17 protein-coding genes and 2 tRNA genes are annotated in these 19156 nt (G+C 66.8%); 12 read left to right on the forward strand and 7 right to left on the reverse strand.

The features are described 5' to 3' along the window. Nucleotides 1–4: 4 nt before the first annotated feature. The 4 genes from N5D91_RS13625 (at nt 5) to N5D91_RS13640 (ending at nt 3048) form a co-directional block, all read left to right on the forward strand. Nucleotides 5–454, forward strand: coding sequence for a cytochrome c-type biogenesis protein (locus N5D91_RS13625; RefSeq protein WP_110712898.1), 450 nt, complete (start codon nt 5–7; stop codon nt 452–454). Continuing rightward, nucleotides 448–1437 (forward strand): cytochrome C biogenesis protein, encoded by a 990-nt coding sequence (locus N5D91_RS13630; protein WP_180855030.1) that lies wholly within the window; start codon nt 448–450, stop codon nt 1435–1437. Before N5D91_RS13625 ends, N5D91_RS13630 begins: the two co-directional genes overlap by 7 nt. A 153-nt stretch (nt 1438–1590) precedes the next feature. Beyond that, complete coding sequence (locus N5D91_RS13635) at nt 1591–2703, forward strand: homoserine O-acetyltransferase (RefSeq protein WP_153855947.1); 1113 nt, start codon at nt 1591–1593, stop codon at nt 2701–2703. Next, nucleotides 2704–3048 carry a DUF1294 domain-containing protein gene (locus N5D91_RS13640; protein ID WP_164161169.1) on the forward strand — a complete coding sequence of 115 codons (345 nt, stop codon included), beginning with the start codon at nt 2704–2706 and terminating at the stop codon, nt 3046–3048. Between the two features lie 55 nt (nt 3049–3103). Here the strand turns inward: N5D91_RS13640 and cydC are convergent, their stop codons facing one another. Then, nucleotides 3104–4783 (reverse strand): thiol reductant ABC exporter subunit CydC, encoded by a 1680-nt coding sequence (gene cydC, locus N5D91_RS13645; protein WP_180855029.1) that lies wholly within the window; start codon nt 4781–4783, stop codon nt 3104–3106. Continuing rightward, complete coding sequence (gene cydD, locus N5D91_RS13650) at nt 4780–6525, reverse strand: thiol reductant ABC exporter subunit CydD (RefSeq protein ID WP_164161172.1); 1746 nt, start codon at nt 6523–6525, stop codon at nt 4780–4782. Before cydD ends, cydC begins: the two co-directional genes overlap by 4 nt. A gap of 228 nt (nt 6526–6753) precedes the next feature. Between cydD and N5D91_RS13655 the strand changes: the two genes are divergently transcribed. From N5D91_RS13655 to N5D91_RS13675, 5 genes are all read left to right on the forward strand, one after another. Continuing rightward, the gene (locus N5D91_RS13655) at nt 6754–8343 is read left to right on the forward strand and encodes a cytochrome ubiquinol oxidase subunit I (RefSeq protein ID WP_071229725.1); all 1590 of its coding nucleotides are present in this window, start codon (nt 6754–6756) and stop codon (nt 8341–8343) included. A 15-nt stretch (nt 8344–8358) separates the two neighbouring features. Next, nucleotides 8359–9510, forward strand: a complete 1152-nt coding sequence (cydB, locus tag N5D91_RS13660) for a cytochrome d ubiquinol oxidase subunit II (RefSeq protein ID WP_153855944.1) — start codon at nt 8359–8361, stop codon at nt 9508–9510. Between the two features lie 54 nt (nt 9511–9564). After that, nucleotides 9565–9681, forward strand: a complete 117-nt coding sequence (gene cydX / locus N5D91_RS13665; RefSeq protein WP_005410354.1) for a cytochrome bd-I oxidase subunit CydX — start codon at nt 9565–9567, stop codon at nt 9679–9681. 55 nt (nt 9682–9736) lie between these two features. Next, a tRNA-Pro gene (locus N5D91_RS13670) sits at nt 9737–9813 on the forward strand. Between the two features lie 140 nt (nt 9814–9953). Continuing rightward, nucleotides 9954–10030: transfer RNA gene (locus N5D91_RS13675), tRNA-Pro, on the forward strand. Between the two features lie 554 nt (nt 10031–10584). Here N5D91_RS13675 and N5D91_RS13680 read toward each other — a convergent pair. From N5D91_RS13680 to N5D91_RS13700, 5 genes are read right to left on the reverse strand one after another with little or no spacing between them, the layout of a single operon-like run. Further along, nucleotides 10585–11334: an Imm52 family immunity protein gene (locus N5D91_RS13680; RefSeq protein WP_153855943.1), complete on the reverse strand. Its 750-nt coding sequence runs from the start codon at nt 11332–11334 to the stop codon at nt 10585–10587. Next, nucleotides 11334–12131 carry a Tox-REase-5 domain-containing protein gene (locus tag N5D91_RS13685; protein ID WP_164161179.1) on the reverse strand — a complete coding sequence of 266 codons (798 nt, stop codon included), beginning with the start codon at nt 12129–12131 and terminating at the stop codon, nt 11334–11336. The genes N5D91_RS13680 and N5D91_RS13685 overlap by 1 nt, the downstream gene beginning before the upstream one ends. Nucleotides 12132–12139: 8 nt before the next feature. Further along, nucleotides 12140–12475, reverse strand: coding sequence for a hypothetical protein (locus tag N5D91_RS13690; protein WP_164161181.1), 336 nt, complete (start codon nt 12473–12475; stop codon nt 12140–12142). Then, a complete protein-coding gene (locus tag N5D91_RS13695) occupies nt 12475–12945 on the reverse strand; it encodes a DUF4123 domain-containing protein (RefSeq protein ID WP_164161183.1) in 471 nt (156 codons plus the stop codon). The genes N5D91_RS13690 and N5D91_RS13695 overlap by 1 nt, the downstream gene beginning before the upstream one ends. Then, nucleotides 12946–13368 carry a PAAR domain-containing protein gene (locus N5D91_RS13700; RefSeq protein WP_180855194.1) on the reverse strand — a complete coding sequence of 141 codons (423 nt, stop codon included), beginning with the start codon at nt 13366–13368 and terminating at the stop codon, nt 12946–12948. It lies immediately after the preceding gene. A gap of 324 nt (nt 13369–13692) precedes the next feature. On the opposite strand from N5D91_RS13700, the gene N5D91_RS13705 reads away from it, so the two are divergent. From N5D91_RS13705 to pgaB, 3 genes are all read left to right on the forward strand, one after another. Next, nucleotides 13693–14898: an MFS transporter gene (locus N5D91_RS13705; RefSeq protein ID WP_110712910.1), complete on the forward strand. Its 1206-nt coding sequence runs from the start codon at nt 13693–13695 to the stop codon at nt 14896–14898. A 341-nt stretch (nt 14899–15239) separates the two neighbouring features. Further along, nucleotides 15240–17267 (forward strand): poly-beta-1,6 N-acetyl-D-glucosamine export porin PgaA, encoded by a 2028-nt coding sequence (gene pgaA, locus N5D91_RS13710; RefSeq protein ID WP_180855196.1) that lies wholly within the window; start codon nt 15240–15242, stop codon nt 17265–17267. Between the two features lies 1 nt (nt 17268). Then, nucleotides 17269–19155, forward strand: a complete 1887-nt coding sequence (pgaB, locus tag N5D91_RS13715) for a poly-beta-1,6-N-acetyl-D-glucosamine N-deacetylase PgaB (RefSeq protein ID WP_164161188.1) — start codon at nt 17269–17271, stop codon at nt 19153–19155. Nucleotide 19156: the final 1 nt, after the last annotated feature.

Consider the following 19156-nt stretch of genomic DNA (forward strand, 5'->3'; position numbering starts at 1 on the left):
GCCCATGCGCTGGCTGCTGGCGCTGCTGCTCCTGATGCTGCCGCTGGCCGTGCTGGCCCAGCAGCCGCTGCACGATCCGCAGCCGTTGCAGTTCCGCGATGGCGCCGAGGAGCGCCGCTTCCATGACCTTGCTGCGCAGCTGCGCTGCGTGCAGTGCCAGAACCAGTCGTTGGCCGACTCGAACGCGCAGATCGCCCAGGACCTGCGCCGAGAGGTGCTGCAGCTGATGCAGCAAGGCCACGACGACGCCCAGATCAAGCAGTTCCTGGTCGCCCGCTACGGTGAGTTCGTGCTCTATCAACCGCCTCTGCAGCCGGGCACCTGGCTGCTGTGGGGCGGTCCGCTGCTGGTGCTGGGCGCCGGCGCGCTGGTGGTACTGGGCATCGTCCGCCGCCGTGGCCGCACGGTCGCCGCCGCCCCCGCCAACAAGACCGATGAAGGAGACGGATGGTGAGCCATTGGCTGCCGATGCTGGCCGGGCTGGTGGCCGCACTGATGGCGGCGCTGGTGCTGTGGCCGCTGCGCCACCACGGTCGCCGCGGTTTCGTGGTGGGTGTGCTCGCGCTGGGCGTGGCCGGTGCCTGCCTGTATCTGCTGGTCGGTGATCCGCGTGCAGCACAGGTACAACCGACGCCTTCGGTGGCCACCCTGCGCGATGGCGTGCAGGCCCTGCAGGATGCACTGAAGCGAGACCCGCAGCGGGCTGATGGCTGGGCGCTGCTGGGCCGGTCGCAGGCCGAACTGGGCAACGCCGCAGCCGCCGCGGACGCCTTCGCGCGTGCCGCCGCTCTCGCCCCGGAAGACCCCGGCGTGCTGGTGGAAGCCGCGCAGGCACGTGCGCAGGCCGATGCCGGCAAGCAGTTCGATGACACCGCGATGGCCTGGTTGCAGCAGGCCCGTGCACAGGCACCCGATGCCGAGCGCGCCAGCTGGCTGCTGGGCATCGCCCTGCGCCAACGCGGAAAGAACGCCGAGGCTGCCGACGTCTGGAGCGGCCTGCTGCCACGGCTTGAGCCCGGCGCCGCGCAGGCGCTGCAGGCGCAGATCGCCATCGCCCGCGAAGCCGCCGGCCAGCCGTCCGATGCTGCCGCTGCGGCGCCACCAGCGCTGCTGCAGGTGCGTGTGCAGCTGCCTGCGCTGAAGGACGCCGAGTGGCCCGCCAGCACCCAGGTGTTCGTACTGGCCCGCGCCGTAGGCGGACCGCCGATGCCGGTGGCCGCACGCAAGCTGCCCCTGGCCGGTTTCCCGGCCACGGTCGGGCTGGGTGACGGTGACAGCCCGATGCCGACCGCACCGTTGTCCGCACATCGCGAAGTGGAAGTGCTGGCACGCATCTCGCGCAGCGGCAGCGCCAATCGCAGCGAGGACGATCTGCAGAGCACGCCAGTGAAGGTCAGCCTGCCGCATGAGGGCGTGGTGGAGCTACGGTTCCCTTGACGCGCCGCCCGGTAGTGCCGGCCGCTGGCCGGCAACCCCACAGCCGCATCACGATTCATGAGGTTGCCGGCCAGCGGCCGGCACTACCGGGTGCATCGCCGATGGAAACCAGCGTGTCGCCAGCTCCACATGCGGCCCCGCTAGAATGCCCGCATGACCGAATTCATCCCGCCCGGCACCCGCTTCCACGCCCTGCCCTCGCCGTTCCCGTTCAAACGCGGCGGCGCCCTGCACGGCGCACGCGTGGCCTACGAAACCTGGGGAACGCTGGCCGCCGACGCCAGCAACGCGATCCTGATCGTGACCGGCCTGTCGCCGGATGCACACGCCGCGGCCAATGACGCCAACCCCGCAGCGGGCTGGTGGGAAGGCATGGTCGGCCCCGGCAAGCCGATCGATACCGACCGCTGGTACGTGGTATGCGTGAACTCGCTGGGCAGCTGCAAGGGCTCGACCGGCCCCGCTTCGCTCAACCCGGCCAGCGGTGAGCCCTATCGTCTGGACTTCCCCGAACTGTCGATCGAAGACGGCGCACGTGCCGCCATCGAAGTCGTGCGTGCACTGGGCATCGAGCAGCTGACCTGCGTGATCGGCAATTCAATGGGCGGTATGACCGCGCTCGCCGTGCTGATGCTGCATCCGGGCATCGCGCGCAGCCATGTCAACATTTCCGGCAGTGCGCAGGCGCTGCCGTTCTCGATCGCGATCCGCTCGCTGCAGCGCGAGGCGATCCGTCTCGATCCGCGCTGGAATGGTGGTCGCTACGACGATGCCGAGTATCCCGAGTCCGGCATGCGCATGGCGCGCAAGCTGGGCGTGATCACCTACCGCTCCGCACTGGAATGGGATGGCCGCTTCGGCCGCGTGCGGCTGGATTCGGACCAGACCGACGACGATCCGTTCGGTCTGGAATTCCAGGTGGAAAGCTATCTGGAAGGCCACGCACGGCGCTTCGTGCGTTTCTTCGATCCCAACTGCTATCTGTACCTGAGCCGCTCGATGGACTGGTTCGACCTGGCTGAGTATGCCGACGGCGACGTGCTGGCCGGGCTGGCGAAGATCCGGGTGGAGAAGGCACTGGCCATCGGCGCCAACACCGACATCCTGTTCCCGGTGCAGCAGCAGCAACAGGTCGCCGACGGCCTGCGTGCCGGCGGTGCCGATGCGCGCTTCGTCGGATTGGACTCGCCGCAGGGCCATGACGCCTTCCTCGTCGATTTCGAGCGTTTCGGCCCGGCCGTGCGCGGCTTCCTCGACGCGCTGTAAGTGGCATGGCGGCGTAACCTCGCGCTGGCCGCGTTCGGCGCGTTGATCGCGCTGATGATCAGCGGCGTGCTGCCGCTGTGGCTGGGTGGCTGGTGCCTGCTGGCCAGTGCAGTGTCGTTCGCGCTGTATGGCCACGACAAGCGCGCGGCACAGCGAAAGCAATGGCGGATCCCGGAACGAACCCTGCAGTTGCTGGCTTTTGCCGGGGGCTGGCCGGGTGCATTGCTGGGCCAGGCGCTGTTCCGCCACAAGCATCGCAAAGCCGAATTCCAGTGGGTGTTCTGGCTGTGCGTGCTGGCCAACGTGGCCTCGATCGCGGTGATGCTGCGCGAGTTCTCGCGGTAGCCGTTGGAATGGGTAGATCCACGCCATGCGTGGATGTGCCGACCAAGGTCGGCATCTACCGAAGCACTTCGCGCTCCAACACGCCATCACGCAACCGGTACTGCGCATCGACCACGCCGTCGGGCAGGTCGTCATGGGTGATCATCAGCAGGCTGCGCCCGTCCAGCAACCCGGAAAGGTCCTGCAGCAACGCACGTGCGGTATCCACGTCCAGGCCTTCGGTCGGTTCGTCCAGCAGCAGGATCGGCGCATTGCGCAGCAGCGCGCGCGCCAGCGCCAGACGTCGTGCCTGGCCGGCCGACATCGTCGCGCCGTTCTCGCCCACCCAGGTCTGCAGGCCACCGTTGCGCTCGGCCCATTCGCCCAGGCGCACGCGACGCAACACCGCCCACAACGCGGCGTCACTGGCGTCGGGATCACCCAATCGCAGGTTCTCGGCCACGCTGCCGGCAAACACCGGCGCGTTCTGCGGCAGCCACGCCAGTTGCCGGTGCCAGTCGGCCTGGGCGAAATCACGCAGGTCGCGGCCACCGTAGGTCAGCCGTCCCTGCTGCGGATCCCATAGCCGCAGCAGCAGGCTCGACAGCGTGGTCTTGCCACTGCCGCTGTCGCCGCGAATCGCGATACGCTCGCCCGGCGCCAGGGTCAGCTGCAGACCGGACAACACCGGCCGCGCCGCACCGGGCCACTGGAAGTGCACGTCATCCCAGTGCACGCGCGCGGCCTGCGGCACTGCCTGCGGCACCTGCGGGTCCTCCACCGTCGGCGGTTGCTCGACGATGGCCTGCAACCGATCGGCGGCAATGCGCCCGGACTGCAGCGACTGCCAGGCCAGGCCCATGCCGGCCCACAGCTCGATCAACGCCACGGTCAGGAACACCAGGCCCGCGGCCATCTCCGGCGCGATGCGCTGCTGTTCGGCGGCGTGCAGGGCCAATGCCAGCATCGCCACCAGCCCCAGCCCGGCCACCAGGCCGTGCAGGGTCGAGGCCGCGATCAGGCGCCAACGCCGACGACGATCCCGCGAAGCCAGCTGCTTGGCGGCCACACGCACCTTCAGCTGCCAGGCCGCATCGGCATGCAGCGCAGCCAGATCACCGGCCCCTTCCAGCCCTTCGAATGCAGCGGTGCGCAACGCAGCGCGGTGCGCGGCACGATCGGCCTCTTCGTCGTCATGGCCACGCACGCCCAGCCAGGGCACACCGAAGGCGATCAGCAGCGCCAGCACCGCCAGCAGTACCGCTGCCGAGGGCAGGATCAGCGCTGCCGAGGCGACCGCCACCAGTGACAGCGCACCCAGCGCCACCAGCGGCCCGATCGCACGCACCAGCAGGCCATCCACCTCGCCGATGTCCCCCAGCAGCCGCGCCAGCAGCTCGCCGGTACGCGTGGCCCCCAGCCGCGCCGGTGCCAGTGGCAGCGCGCGGCGGAAGAACCACACGCGCAGGTCGCGGGCGATGCGCAGCGTGGCATCGTGGCCGACCAGCTTTTCGAAGTAGCGCGACACGATGCGCGCCATGGTCAGGCCACGGATGCCGGCCGAGGGTGAGAAGAAGTTGAAGCCCTGGCCGAGGCCGGCTGCACCGGCCAGCGCGGCCGCCGTGAGGAACCCACCGGACAGGCCGAGCAGCGCCGTGCCGGCCAGCATCGTGGTCCACAGCAGCAGCATGGTCAGCAACAAGCGCGGCCGGTGGCGCAGGAACACCGCGCGCAGCGAATCAGACGAACGGCTCATGCGCGCACCGCCTGTGCCGGTTCCACCAGGCGGCCTTCCGGCAACAGCAGGCAACGGTCAGCCCACGCGATCACCGCTGGGCTGTGGGTGGCGACCACCACGCTGCGCCCGCGTGCATACGCGGCCAGGCTGCGCAGCAGGGCCGCTTCGGTATCGGCATCGAGGAATGCGGTGGGCTCGTCCAGCAGCAGCACCTGCGGATCACGCAGCAACAGGCGGGCCAGGCCGATGCGGCGGGCTTCGCCACCGGACAGGCCGAAGCCGCGCTCGCCGATCACCGTGTCCAGCCCCTGCGGCAGGCGCTGGGCAAACTGCAGGACCTGCGAGGCCTCGGCCACCGCGCGCAGTCGCGCATCGCTGGCACCGGGATCAGCCAGGCGCAGGTTGTCGGCGATGCTGCCGTGGAACAGGTACGGTCGCTGGCTGGCATAAGCCACCTGCACGCCGGGCCGCAACTGCAGCTTGCCGGCACGCGGTGGCAACCAACCGGCCAGCGCCTCCAGCAGCGTGCTTTTGCCCGATCCGCTGGGACCGACCAGGGCCAGGCGCTGGCCCGGCTCCAGCAGCACGTCCAGATCCTGCAGCACATCCTGCGGCGCGCCCAACGGGCGCAGCACCAGCCCTTGTGCCTGCAGCGGCGGCAAGGCGGCCTCGGCCGGCTCCGCCGCCAGCGGTGCAACCTCGTTCTCGATCAGGCCCTGCTCATCGGGCAGCGACTGCAGCAGGCGCTCCACTTCGGCGGCGGCGGCCAGTGCGTTGGCACGATCATGGTAGTGCGCGGCCAGCCGTCGCAGCGGCGCATAGAATTCCGGTGCCAGCAGCAGGCAGAACAGGCCCGCACCCAGCGTCGGCACCGCTGCATGCAGCGACATCATGCCCAGATAGCTCAGGCCCAGGTACAGCGCGACCATCGCCACGCTCACCGAGGCGAAGAATTCCAGCACCGTGGACGACAGGAACGCGATCCGCAGCACCTTCAGCGTACGCACGCGCACGCCTTCGGCGGCCGCCTCGATACCCTCCAACTCGGCGTCACCGCGGCCATACAGGCGCAGCAGGCCCAGGCCCTTGATCCGGTCGGCGAAATGGCCGCTCATGCGCGCCAGCTCACCCAGCTGTGCGCGCCCGGCCGCTTCAGCGCCCCAGCCCACCAGCATCATGAAGAACGGCACCAGCGGCGCGGTGAACAGCAGGATCAGCGCCACCACCCAGTCGACCCAGGCGACCGCGGCCAGGATCAGCAGCGGCACCACCACCACTTCAGTGCGCACCGGCAGGAAGCCGCTGTAATAGCTCTCGATCGCATCGCCGTGATGCAGCATCAGTTCGCCCAGTTCGCCGGTGCGGCGCTGCCGCAGCCACAGTGGGCCGTGGCCCAGCAGGCGTGCGAACACGCGTTCGCGCAATGCCAGGCGTGCGGCGTCGGCCACGTCACCGGCGGCGGCCTGGGTGGCGCTGCCCAGCAGGGTGCGCAGCACCAGGATCACCGCCAGTCCCGCCAGCACCGGTAGGCCCGATGCCAGCGGCGCGCGCTCCACCAGCACCTGCTGCACCAGCCAGGCGATGGCGGCAGCCTGGCCGATCAACAGTGCGCCGGACAGGCTGATGCACAGCGCGGCCAGACGCTGGCGGCCCCGGGCGGAGCGTGCCAGATCGGCCAGCCAGGCCGTGCGGACACGCCGCTGGCGGGCGGTTTCAGCTTCCGGGGACAGGCCGTCAGGGGTCGTTTCGGCAGCGCTCAAGAGGTCTTCACGGGCAACGGGGGAGACACGGCATTGTAGGCGCAGGCAATAGCCCGCCCCTGCGGCCGGCGGTCGCAGTCTTCATCAGGTTCGCATACGATCCCTTCGCACACCTGTTCATACATTGATCTGGATCAAGGCTGTTTGAAGTAGTCGGTCACATCATTCACGTCGTAGACCACCCTTCCCGCCACCTGCAACGGCACTATCCAACGAGGTAGCCAGGCCATGATTGATCAGACAGTCGTAGAACTGTCGCGGCTGCAATTCGCGCTGACCGCGATGTACCACTTCCTATTCGTACCGCTCACCCTCGGCCTGTCCTTCATGGTGGCCATCATGGAGAGCGTGTACGTGATGACCGGCAAGGAGATCTGGCGCAGGATGACCCTGTTCTGGGGCGTCCTGTTCGGCATCAACTTCGCCATGGGCGTCGCCACCGGCATCGTCATGGAGTTCCAGTTCGGCATGAACTGGTCCTACTACAGCCACTACGTGGGTGACATCTTCGGTGCGCCGCTGGCCATCGAAGGCCTGATGGCGTTCTTCCTGGAAGCCACCTTCGTCGGCCTGTTCTTCTTCGGCTGGAACCGCCTGACCAAGGTCAAGCACCTGATGGTGACCTGGCTGATGGCGCTGGGCACCAACCTGTCGGCGATCTGGATCCTGATCGCCAACGGCTGGATGCAGAACCCGACCGGCGCGGTGTTCAACCCGGAAACCATGCGCATGGAAGTCGTCGACTTCATGGCCGTGGTGTTCAACCCGGTGGCGCAGGCCAAGTTCGTGCACACCGTCAGCGCCGGTTACGTGACCGGTGCGGTGTTCGTGATGGCGATCAGCGCCCTGTTCCTGCTTCGCAACAAGCACAAGGACCTGGCCCGTCGTTCGTTCGCGGTGGCCGCAGCCTTCGGCCTGCTGTCGTCGCTGTCGGTGGTGGTGCTGGGTGACGAGAGCGGTTACGCCGCCAGCGAACACCAGAAGATGAAGCTGGCCGCGATCGAAGCAATGTGGGAGACCGAGCGTGCGCCGGCCGATTTCACCGCCTTCGGCATCCCGAACCAGGAAACCCACCAGAACGACTACGCGGTGAAGATCCCGTACCTGATGGGACTGATCGCCACCCGTTCGTTGAACCAGCCGATTCCGGGCATCCTGGAACTGGTCGAGCGCGCCGAACACCGCGTGCGCGGCGGCCAGCTGGCCTACGGTGCGCTGGAACGCCTGCGTGCGAACAAGAACGACGTTGAAGCGCGCGAGATGTTCGACCGCCATTGGCAGGACCTGGGCCATGGCCTGCTGCTCAAGCGCTACCGCGATGACATCCTCAACGCCACCCCGCAGGAAATCTCGCAGGCGGCGATGGACACCGTGCCGCGCGTGATGCCGCTGTTCTGGACCTTCCGCGTGATGGCCGGCCTGGGCTTCTACCTGATCGCCTTCTTCGCACTGGCCTTCTACTACTCCTGCCGCAACAACTTCCAGGACAAGCGCTGGTTCCTGCGCCTGGCCCTGTGGACGCTGCCGGCACCGTGGATCGCGATCGAATGTGGCTGGTTCGTGGCCGAGTACGGTCGCCAGCCGTGGGCGGTCGACGGCGTGCTGCCGACCTTCTATGCGGCATCGGGCCTGGCCCTGCATGAAATCGTGCTGACCCTTGCCGGCTTCACCGCGATCTACACCGCGCTGATCGTGGTCGAGATCAAGCTGATGCTCAAGGCGATCCGCAAGGGTCCGGACGAGGTGCTGCCGTCGCTGCAGTCGCCCCAGCCGCATGCTTCCCACAATGCCTCGGCGCCGGCCGCCGGCCAGGCCTGAGGCAGGAGAACCAAGATGGATTTCATTCTTCTGGACTACACCACGCTGCGCGTGATCTGGTGGCTGCTGCTCGGCATCCTGCTGATCGGTTTCGCCGTGATGGATGGTTTCGACCTGGGCGTGGGCACCCTGCTGCCCTTCGTCGCCCGCAACGACGCCGAGCGCCGGCTGGTGATCAACACCATCGGCCCGGTATGGGAAGGCAATCAGGTGTGGCTGGTACTCGGTGGCGGTGCGATCTTCGCCGCCTGGCCGCCGCTGTACGCGGTCAGCTTCTCCGGGTTCTACCTGGCGATGTTCGTGATCCTGTTCGCCCTGATCCTGCGTCCGGTCGGCTTCAAGTTCCGCAGCAAGATGCCCAGCGAGCGCTGGCGCAACACCTGGGACTGGGCGCTGTTCATCGGCGGCTTCATCCCGGCGCTGATCATGGGCGTGGCGGTGGGCAACGTGCTGCTGGGCGTGCCGTTCCACTTCGATGACAGCATGCGCATCTTCTACACCGGCTCGTTCTTCGGCCTGCTGATGCCCTTCGCGCTGCTGGCCGGCCTGCTCAGCGTGTCGATGCTGGTCGCCCACGGTGCCGCCATGCTGGTGCTGAAGACCGACGGCCCGGTGGCCGAGCGTGCGGCCCGCTTCGGCAGCATCGCCGCGATCATCGCCTTCGTGCTCTTTGCGGTCGGCGGTGCCTGGGTGGCCTTCGGCCTGCCCGGTTACCAGATCACCTCGCAGGTGGTCACCGACGGCGCCACCAATCCGCTGCTGAAGACCGCCGAACTCGGCGCCGCCGGTGGCTGGATGCGCAACTACAGTGCGATGCCGGCCACGATCCTGGCCCCGCTGCTCGGCCTGGCCGGCCTGCTGGCCAGTGCGGTGCTGCTGCGTGCCCGTCGCGGCGGCCTGGCCTTCATCGCCTCCGGAGCGGCCATCGCCGGCATCATCCTGACCGTCGGCTTCGCCATCTTCCCGTTCCTGCTGCCGTCCTCGAGCCAGCCCACCTCCAGCCTGACCGTGTGGGATGCCTCGTCCAGCCACCTGACCCTGTGGATCATGCTGCTGGCCACTGGGGTGTTCCTGCCGATCATCATCGGTTACACCACCTGGGTGTACCGCGTGCTGAAGGGCAAGACCACCACCGAAGAGATGGGCAACAACCCGAACGCTTACTGAGTGCCGATGTGCCGGCCCAGGGTCGGCACATCCGCTGGACAAAGGAGACTGATCATGTGGTATTTCGCCTGGATTCTCGGTGCCGGCCTCGCCTCGACGGTGGCCATCCTCAACGGCATGTGGTTCGAAGCCCGCGAGCAGAACCGCATCGAGAAAGAAAATCGTCGCTGAGTTGTAAAAAAACCTTGCCGCCTTGGCCTTCACACGGTATCTTAGGCGGCTCCTTCGGGGTGTAGCTCAGTCTGGTAGAGCGCTACGTTCGGGACGTAGAGGTCGCAGGTTCGAATCCTGTCTCCCCGACCACTCATGTGGTCGCATTGAAGCCTGGTGAAGTCGTCCAGGCTTTTTTGTTCCCTGAAGTGGCACTGCTTCGGCAGTGTGAAGAAAACAGCATTTACCCCTTGCCGCCATCGGGGTGAATCGCTAGAATAGGCGGCTCCCTTCGGGGTGTAGCTCAGTCTGGTAGAGCGCTACGTTCGGGACGTAGAGGTCGCAGGTTCGAATCCTGTCTCCCCGACCACTTCGGTGGTCACCAAGAAGCCTGGAAGACGACAGTCCTCCGGGTTTTTTTGTGTCTGGCGCTTGGCGGCCCTGCCTGTGAAGCGCTGCAACGGGGCAAGGCAGCCGCCCTGCCCCGCCACACGGCCCGGAGTCAGCAGGGCCGCACGTTAAGGCTGGCATACAGGCCCAGCACGCGACTGGCCTGCATCAGGCCCTCCATCGCGCGACCGCCTGCGTCCTGGCCCGGCCCGCCATCCTGCTGCGCCCGCCATGGAACACGGACGGATTGCCAGCCGGCGCCGTACGAGGCGACGCTGGCTGACAAGCGCAAACACGGCTGAGGCTCGAGTTTGCGGTGGTGGGCATTCGCGCCATTGCGGTGATTCGTGCGATTCCCATCATTGTTGCGCGGGGTCTGTAGTGGTCCTGCATCCTGCTGGGCAAGCGCTTGGCAGGTGTCAGGTGTCACGCTGCCTGGGAAGTGACGCCCACAGGGCGCCTGCGCACAGCACCAGCACCAGCACGACAGATCGCGCACGCGGGGAGCATTCCGTGCGAAAACCGGAAATGGCCCTAGCCCTTGAGGCTCGGGTCCGTTACCGGCAACAGGTCATAGCTGGCCAGATCCATTTCGACGCGGTGTACCTTGTCCACCTGCGCGTCGTCAGTGGGGTCGAACATGCCTGGCACCGAGACAATGACCGTGCCCTGGCCATCGACCGCGTGGACCGCATGTGCGTCGGGGATCTGCGCGTGGGTGATCTGCGCAGGAACGAAGCCCATCCAGCCAAAGTAGCGACGGTGTTGGTACAAGCGCCGATCAAGCTGGTACGTCACCAGCCCCTTCTCGCGCGTCTGCGCTTTGACATCCGTACAGGCATAGAGGGGCTTGACTTCCTCCACCAGACCTATCATTGCATTCAGCATCAGATCTGGCACGGCTTCACCAAATGGTTCGATCCCAACAAGACGGAACTTATGGGAGCCCATTGTGGGATCCAAGCCGAGCACGACCAGACCTGGCATGCGCCAATCACGACCATTGTCTACGTTGGCCAGCAACAGTGAAGCGCCAAGCTCATTGAAATCCCCAAATCTTCCGCGATCCTTCTCGATATCCCGTTCCATCCTGGCGAGGATCGCACCGGTGTCCTCCAACGGTATTGACTTTCCCTTTGCGCTCGATGGCAGCGCATACCAGCGTTTCATCAACGGGTGTAGCGACGCAAGACGTTCTGTTGCCTGTACCGCCAAACCAAGTAACTGGTCGGGAGATCGGGACACAGGGTCCGTTCGCAAGTTTGCTTGGACACTGACAATCATCAAATCTCTCCACGGAATGGTATGTGCCTGCAAAGCATTGGATCGACATACTCCGCTGCAATGGCTGCGGCCATCGTTCGAGGTTGCATGAAGCACCACAGGAGCTTTGCTTGCCGACCTGCAACGCCGATGGCGCTGCGCTGCCTGTTCATCTGCAATCCCCAAGGCCTGAGAACTCCATGTTCCACAAACTCATATCTGGGAAGTCCTCTTTCATCAAAGAAATGCTCATACCTCCCCTTCGCTTCCACCACCGTGCAGTCCTTCAACCAGAACCCATCAAACTCACAGGCGTTGAAATGCCATTCCTGCACGGTGCGTGAGAACCCATCGCGCTCAAGGTAGTCAAACAACGTATCCACCGAGAATAGCCGCCGATCAGGATCCGCCATGTCGGCGACCATGAAACCAAAGCGCAGCGGCGCCGAGCGCAGGTTGGCGATGTACAACTGATATTCGTAATTGATCAGGTTGCTTTGGGTGACATAGCGCGGGGTGAGAGGCGGACCGATGAACCCCTCCTTCAGCAGGCACTCGTTGCACGCGGTCTCGTCAGGCATCTGCGAGCAGTCAACCTCCCGCGCCTTGGCGGTCGGCTCGGCGCGCGCATCGGGCCTGGCTTCACCACGCACCCGCTGCTGGATTCCGTACACGGCATCGCGGATGCCATCGACCACATCGCCGGTGGTCGGCCCGCCGTAGGGATCCACCGGGTTGCCGTCTTCGTCGACGGTGCCGGTACCGCCTCCCACGCCTGGCCCCAGCCAGGGCCGGGGTCCGATGATTCTGGTGCCCATGATTGCTCCTAGTACCCTGCCAGATTCGACAACAGATCCGCCGCCGCCAGATTCGGGTGCTCCGCGTTACGTATCCACATGCCCACCGCAGGGACGGCCCGCAAACCGCACGCCCATGCCACGTCCGCCTTCACCCAGCGCACCAGCACCGGCAGGTGCGTGATGCGCAGCACATAGGCTGCATGGTCATGGCTTCGCACCACCTCATCCATCAGCGCGCCATCGCTCAGATGACCGACCCTGCCGGGGTACTCCTCGCGAATCTCCCGGCACAACAACGGGAAAAAAGTGGAGGGGTCAGGCAGGCGCAGCAGGGCCTCCTGTTCCTCGCTGATCTCAAACATCAACCGGTCTCCGCTGCATACAACGCGTCACGTTCCAGGGCGTAGTGCTGGCCCAGCATCTGGAAGCGCCACTGCCGCAGCGGGCCCATCAGCTGCCTGCGCTGCTGCAGCGTGAACGCCCGCTGCAAGCGCAGGAACACGCGACCATCCCAGTAGCGCAGCAGCGCCAGCTTGCCGCTGGGGCGGCGCAGGTCCAGGCAGGCTTCGAGGTGCTGGAACACCGCTTCAAATCCAGCTTCGCTGCTGAGCCAGGCCACGACCGGCTTGTTCATTTCCAGCGCGCGCAACCATCCATCCACCGGGGTCTGGTGCTGCGCGGGCAACTGGATCAACCAGGGCCCGAGGCTGGCATGCGCAGCCTCGGGCTGGCGTGCCAACAGGGGCCGATGCGGCAGGTCCTGGGCGTACCAGGCCAGCGCCTTGGCCGTGTCGGCATAGGCCGCTGCATCGACAATGACGTATCGGTTCATTCAGCGCCCCAGGAAGGTCGCGCCGGAGCGCGAGGCGGCCAGCAGGCATGCTTCGCACACGGGCGGCTTGCCGGCCTGCGGCAGTACGGGCAACGGGGCCAGATCCGAAGCAGCAGCGACGTGGCTGACGCCGTCAGCCACGCTGCCTCCCCCGCCCATGTCCACATAGACCCGGGATTGCTTGCCGGCAATCAGCGAGCAGCCGCATGAGAGCCTGTCGCCGTGGCGCGCGACGGGCTGGCCTTCAAACGTCAGCGTGATGTCGCCGCTGACGATGGTGGTCACGCGCTGGTGCTTGGGGCAGGTGGCTTTGTCGCCCACCCGCGCAACGGCCATGCCCTCGATGTCGGTAACCGGGGAGCCGGCGATGACCCTGCCACCGCCCGTGGTTGCGTCACCCACCACAATCAACGTCCTTGCCACCCTGCAATCCTTCGGCCATGGATGTGGCCCGAACCTAGCAACGCCCCACACCCCCTGCACTTCAATGCGGCGTCCATCGCGGCGTGCCTGCCGCGGCCAAACGCGCGCAGGAGTCCGCAACGCAAGGGGTTGGCTGGATCACGGTGCCTACCCAGGCCGCACCGGCCGCCCTCACCCGGCTATGCAGATCGCGACAAATCGCGCCAACAGGACCTCACCTCGCCAGCCACGTACAATGGCGCCCTCCCCCACCCACCGCGCCGGCACAGCCCGGTGCGGCGCTGCATGCCAAGACACGGCGTGCGACACCTGCAAGGACCACCGATGAGTTCCTCCACCTCCGATTCGCCGTCGCTGCTGCACGGTCGCGTCCTCGCGTTCGCCGCGATCCTGCTGGCCGCGATCAACCTGCGCACCGCGGTCACCTCGATCACCCCGCTGCTGGACGTGCTCGGCCAGCAGTTCGGTTTCGGCACCACCATGACCGGCGTGCTGGGCATGCTGCCGACCGCCTCGTTCGCGCTGTTCGGCGTGGCCACGCCGGCACTGGCGCGGCGCCTCGGGCTGGAGCGCACCACGCTGCTGGCGATGGTGATGGCGATGGCCGGACTTCTCCTGCGCTCCAGCGCCGGCAATGTCGGTACCCTGTTGTTCGGTTCAGTGGTGGCACTGGCTGGCATGGGCATCGGCAACGTGGTGGTGCCGCCGCTGGTGAAGCGCTATTTCGCCAACAAGGTCGGCACCATGAGCACGCTCTACATCAGCGTGCTGCAGCTGGGCACGATGCTGCCGGCGCTGCTGGCGGTGCCGGTGGCCAACGCCGCGGGCTGGCGCGTGTCGCTGGGCATGTGGGCGCTGCTGGCGCTGGCCGCTGCGCTGCCGTGGCTGCTGCTGGCCAAGCGCGCGCCGAAGCCGCAGGCCGACGCCACCGATCCAACCGCGCAGCCGCACGGCAAGGTCTGGCGCACGTCGCTGGGCTGGAGCATGACGCTGATGTTCGGCATGACCTCGCTGATGACGTACTCGATGTTCACCTGGCTGCCGCGCATCGTGGTCGAGGCCGGTGGCACGCCCGCGTTCGGTGGCGTGATGGTGGCCGTGTTCTCGGCCCTGGGCCTGCTGCCGTCGCTGGTCATTCCATCGATGGCGGTACGCATGCAGAACCCGTTCCCGCTGGTGCTGATCGGCTTCTTCTCGTTCGTGATCGCCTTCACCGGGCTGCTGCTGGCACCGATGAAGGCGCCACTGCTGTGGGCCTGCCTGCTCGGCGTTGGCCCGTCCACCTTCCCGCTGGCGCTGACCCTGATCAACCTGCGCACCCGCACCCCCACCGGCTCGGCAGCGCTGTCCGGCTTCATGCAGGGCGTGGGTTACAGCTTCAGCTGTCTGGGCCCGTTCCTGGTCGGCTGGCTGCACACGGTCAGCGACGGCTGGACTCTCCCGTTCAGCTTCCTGTTCGGCTGCGCCACCCTGATGCTGTGCGCCTCGTGGGTGGCCTGCAAGCCACGCAAGCTGGAAGATCTCTGGTGATCGTCCGGGGCCGCCTGCCGGCCCCGCCCCTCCCTCATCAGCCTTCACGCGCATTTTGACGCCGGGCTGACAATTCCGGGCGGATAGTGCCCACGAATGCCCAACCTTGCCGCGTGCCGGCATCGGGCATTGGGGGCGGCATCGCCGCCCGGGCCACCACTCGGTGTGCGGGGGACTCTCGTTTCAGACAAGACATTGCAGGTCGCTGTCCGGGTTGTACCCGCCCTTCTGGGCGGCATGCACGAAGGGAGTGACGCGGGCCACGGCCACGCCAAAAGCTGGCATGTGATGTGCGTCACACTTTTACAGGTTGTCTGGTTCGGAAGCCAAGGGGGTCCCCAATGGTTGTCCACCGTCGGCTGGCGTTCTGCGTCGGCCTTGCCTGCACCGCCCTGGCCTGGGCCAGCAGCGCTGCCCCGCCCGACCGCGAGGCGGCCCTGACCGAGATCGGCCGCTACCGCGACCAGGCGCGTTGGCTGGATGCCCTGGGCGCGATCGAACGTGCCAGCCAGCAGCAGCCCAACGACGACCTGCTGTTCAAGCTGCGCGTGCTGACCCTGGGCGACATCGGCAATGCCTGGCGCGCCTGGGAGCTGTACCAGCAGCGCCCTCAGCTGTTCGACGATGCACAGAAGCAGCGCCTGGAAGGCGACTACCTGGCCAAGCTGGTGGTCTGGAGCCTGGCCTACAGCAGCAGCGAGGACAGCCGCCTGGAAGAGGCCGAATCGACGCTGGCGCGCATGCAGCGCTACTTCGGCGGTGAAGGTACGCCGCCCGCGCAGGCACCGCTGCGCATCCGCATGGACCGGCTGATCCTGCTCAACCGGCTGGGCCGCCATGCACAGGTCCGCGAGGAAGCCCGGGCACTGCAGGCCGAAGGCCACCCCCTGCCCGACTACGTGCTGCCCGCCGTGGGCGATTCGTTGATGGGCACCCTGCACCCGGAGGAGGCCATTCCGGTGCTGCAGGCCGCGGTGGCCGGCGACCCGACACGCGATGCCTCGCATTCGGAACTGGCTTACGCCTACCTGGAAAGCGAGCAGCAGGAAAAGGCCATCGACCTGCTGCAGGCATGGCGCGACAAGGAGCCGGCGTGGCGCTGGAGCAACGGCAAGTCACCGTATGCGAACTGGTCGCGCTACGAGGCCGATCTCAACCTGGCGATGGTGCGCGCGTACAGCGGCGACCTGCCGACCGCACAACGCGATCTGGAATCGATGGTCGACATCGCACCGGGGAATGGCGGCCTGCAGAGTGCGTTGGGCAGCGTGTACATGATGCGCGGCTGGCCACGCAGGGCACTGCAGCGCCAGCAGATGGCACACGCGCTGGACCCGCGTGACATCGAACCGCGACTGGGCATGGAAGAGGCCTACGTTGCTCTGCAGCGCGACGACCTGGCACGGCCGCTGCACGATGACCTGATCGCGCGCTACCCCACTCAACCGGCGGTCGAACGCATGGACCAGGCCTGGCGCGCGCATCGCGGCTGGCAGCTGAAGGCTTGGACCGACATCGGCCGCAGCTCCGGTGGCGGTGGCACCTCACCGTTGGGCAACAACGATCGCCACTACGGCGTGGAAGTGGAAACACCGATCCTCGACGACCGCTGGCGGTTGTTCGCCCTCGCCGACCGGCGCTCGACCGACTTCCAGGACCAGCGCATCGATCCGCTCTGGCTCGGTGCGGGCGTGCGTTACCGCTTCGGGCGGCTGGATGCAGAAGCAGCGGTGCTGCGCGCCAACGACCACATCGGCGATACCGGGCTGCGCGCCGGCGTCGGCTGGCAGTTCAACGACTACTGGCATGCTGGCGTGGTGGCCGCGCGCAATGATCCGGAAGCCTCGATGCAGGCGCGCGCGGCCGGCATCACCGCCGACAGCGTGAGCGCGCAGGTGGACTACCGGCGCAGCGAGCTCACCCACTGGATGTTCGGCGCCAGCCGCTTCCGCTACGACGATGGCAACCATCGCGAGCTGTTCAGCACCGGCCTGGAACAGCGCCTGCTGACCCGCCCCCGCTGGCTGATCGATGGCCTGGCCAGTGCCTACACCAGTCGCGGCAGCCGCGACGATGCGCCCTACTTCAACCCGAAACGCGACCGCATGGTCGAGATCGGCCTGCGCATCGACCAGCAGCTGTGGCGGCATTACGAGCGCCACTTCCGGCATCGGCTGACTGTCTCGCTGGGTGATTACTGGCAGGACGGTTTCGGCAGTGCACTGGTGCCGTCGGTGTCCTACATGCATGAGTGGCAACTGGGCCCCGGCCGCGTGTTCGAGTACGGCGTGCGCTGGTCACGGCCGGTCTACGACGGCCATCGCGAACGCCATATCGGCTTCGAAGCCGCATTGCGCTGGGGAGACTGACATGGCCCGCATCCTGCGACTGATCGTGCTCCTGCTGCTGGCCAGCGTGCCGCCGGCGTTCGCGCAGCAACCCCTGCATCTTGATGCGATCGACAACGGCCTGCTGATCCTCAGCTACCACGACATCCGCGACCAGGTGGCCGCCAAGGGTGATGCCGATACCTATGCGGTGAGCACGCAGAACTTCGCCGCGCACCTGGACTGGCTGGGCGCACATGGCTACCACCCGATATCGCTGTCGCAGCTGATCGAGGCCTCGCAGGGCCGCGCCACGCTGCCGCCCAAGCCGGTGCTGCTTACCTTCGATGATGGCCTGCGCAGTGTCTACGACAAGGCTTTTCCGCTGCTGCAGGCCTATCGCTACCCGGCCCTGGTGGCGGTGATCACCGACTACGTCGACATGGCGCCAGGGCGCACCATCGATTACGGCTACCGCCCGTTCGGGCATGACGACTTCGTCACATGGGCGCAGCTGAAGCAGATGCACGACAGCGGCCTGATCGAAGTGGCCAGCCATACCGATGACCTGCACCACGGCGTGCTCGCCAATCCGCAGGGCAATTCCACGCCGGCGGTGGTCACCCGCATCTACAGTCCGGCCACGCACAGCTACGAAAGCGAGGCGCAGTACGAGCAGCGCCTGCGTGCCGACCTGTCGCGCAGCGTGCAACGCATCCAGCAGCATCTGGGCGTGCGCCCGCGCGCCATCGTCTGGCCATATGCGGCCTACAACCAGCTGAGCAACGACATCGCCGAGCAGCTGGGCATGCCGGTCTCGTTCGACCTGGAGGGCCGCAGCACGCCGGTGGCCAGCGACCTGCATGGACTGGCGCGGTTGCTGGTGAGCGACAACCCGACGGTGGAAGGCCTGGCCTATGAACTTCGCCGTGATGTCGCACTCGACGGTATCCGCGCCCTGCAGATCGATCTGGACGATGTGTATGACCCCGATCCGGCGCAGCAGGCGCGCAATCTCGATGCATTGATCGAGCGGGTCAAGCGCATCGCGCCGACCCACGTCTACCTGCAGGCCTTCGCGGATCCGGACGGCAACAACACTGCCGATGCGCTGTACTTCCCCAACCGCCACATGCCGATGCGGGCGGACCTGTTCAGCCGCGTCGCCTGGCAGCTGAAATCCCGCGCGGGCGTGAAGGTCTACGCGTGGCTGCCCGTGCTCGGCTTCGAGCTGCCCGACCCGGTGCAGCGCCAGGCGTTGGCGATCCACAACGGTGATGCAGATGGCATGTACCGGCTGGACTTCACCAACCCGAAGGCGCGCCAGATCATGCTCGACATCTACGAGGACCTGGCGGTCAACTCGTACTTCGAGGGCCTGCTGTTCCATGACGATGGCTACCTGCGCGACACCGAGTTGCCCAGGCTGGCGGCCGGCGATGGTGGCAGCGCCCGCACGCAGGCATTGATCGACTTCACCCTGGCCCTGCGTGACAGCGCGCAGCGCTGGCGACCGAAGCTGGCCACGGTGCGCAACCTGTATGCTGAGCCGGTACTCCGCCCGCAGAGCGAAGCCTGGTTCGCGCAGCGCCTGGACCTGTTCAACAAGGCCTACGACCAGACCGCACTGATGGCGATGCCGTGGATGGAAGGCAGCAAGCACCCCGAACGCTGGCTCGACCAGTTGCTGGCTGCGGTACGCGCGCACGACCCGCAGCTTCAGCACACGCTGTTCGAGCTGCAGACCGTCGATTGGCGCAGCGGGCAGCCGATTCCCGCCGAGCGCCTGCGTGCGCAGATCCGCCAGCTGCAGGCGCAGGGTGTACACCACTTCGCCTGGTACCCGGACGATTTCATCGCCGACCAGCCCTCCACCCGTGATGCCCGCGCGGCAATGTCCGCCGGCAACTTCCCGTACCCGGAGAAGTGAC

It is taken from the genome of Stenotrophomonas sp. GD03794 (assembly GCF_029842145.1).
Lineage (GTDB): Bacteria > Pseudomonadota > Gammaproteobacteria > Xanthomonadales > Xanthomonadaceae > Stenotrophomonas > Stenotrophomonas riyadhensis.

Coding starts and splice junctions, on each gene's coding strand:
- N5D91_RS13625 (WP_110712898.1), top strand. CDS start 5: ATGCGCTGGCTGCTGGCGCTGCTGCTCCTGATGCTGCCGCTGGCCGTG.
- N5D91_RS13630 (WP_180855030.1), top strand. CDS start 448: ATGGTGAGCCATTGGCTGCCGATGCTGGCCGGGCTGGTGGCCGCACTG.
- N5D91_RS13635 (WP_153855947.1), top strand. CDS start 1,591: ATGACCGAATTCATCCCGCCCGGCACCCGCTTCCACGCCCTGCCCTCG.
- cydC (WP_180855029.1), bottom strand. CDS start 4,783: ATGAGCCGTTCGTCTGATTCGCTGCGCGCGGTGTTCCTGCGCCACCGG.
- N5D91_RS13655 (WP_071229725.1), top strand. CDS start 6,754: ATGATTGATCAGACAGTCGTAGAACTGTCGCGGCTGCAATTCGCGCTG.
- cydB (WP_153855944.1), top strand. CDS start 8,359: ATGGATTTCATTCTTCTGGACTACACCACGCTGCGCGTGATCTGGTGG.
- cydX (WP_005410354.1), top strand. CDS start 9,565: ATGTGGTATTTCGCCTGGATTCTCGGTGCCGGCCTCGCCTCGACGGTG.
- N5D91_RS13680 (WP_153855943.1), bottom strand. CDS start 11,334: ATGATTGTCAGTGTCCAAGCAAACTTGCGAACGGACCCTGTGTCCCGA.
- N5D91_RS13685 (WP_164161179.1), bottom strand. CDS start 12,131: ATGGGCACCAGAATCATCGGACCCCGGCCCTGGCTGGGGCCAGGCGTG.
- N5D91_RS13690 (WP_164161181.1), bottom strand. CDS start 12,475: ATGTTTGAGATCAGCGAGGAACAGGAGGCCCTGCTGCGCCTGCCTGAC.
- N5D91_RS13695 (WP_164161183.1), bottom strand. CDS start 12,945: ATGAACCGATACGTCATTGTCGATGCAGCGGCCTATGCCGACACGGCC.
- N5D91_RS13705 (WP_110712910.1), top strand. CDS start 13,693: ATGAGTTCCTCCACCTCCGATTCGCCGTCGCTGCTGCACGGTCGCGTC.
- pgaA (WP_180855196.1), top strand. CDS start 15,240: ATGGTTGTCCACCGTCGGCTGGCGTTCTGCGTCGGCCTTGCCTGCACC.
- pgaB (WP_164161188.1), top strand. CDS start 17,269: ATGGCCCGCATCCTGCGACTGATCGTGCTCCTGCTGCTGGCCAGCGTG.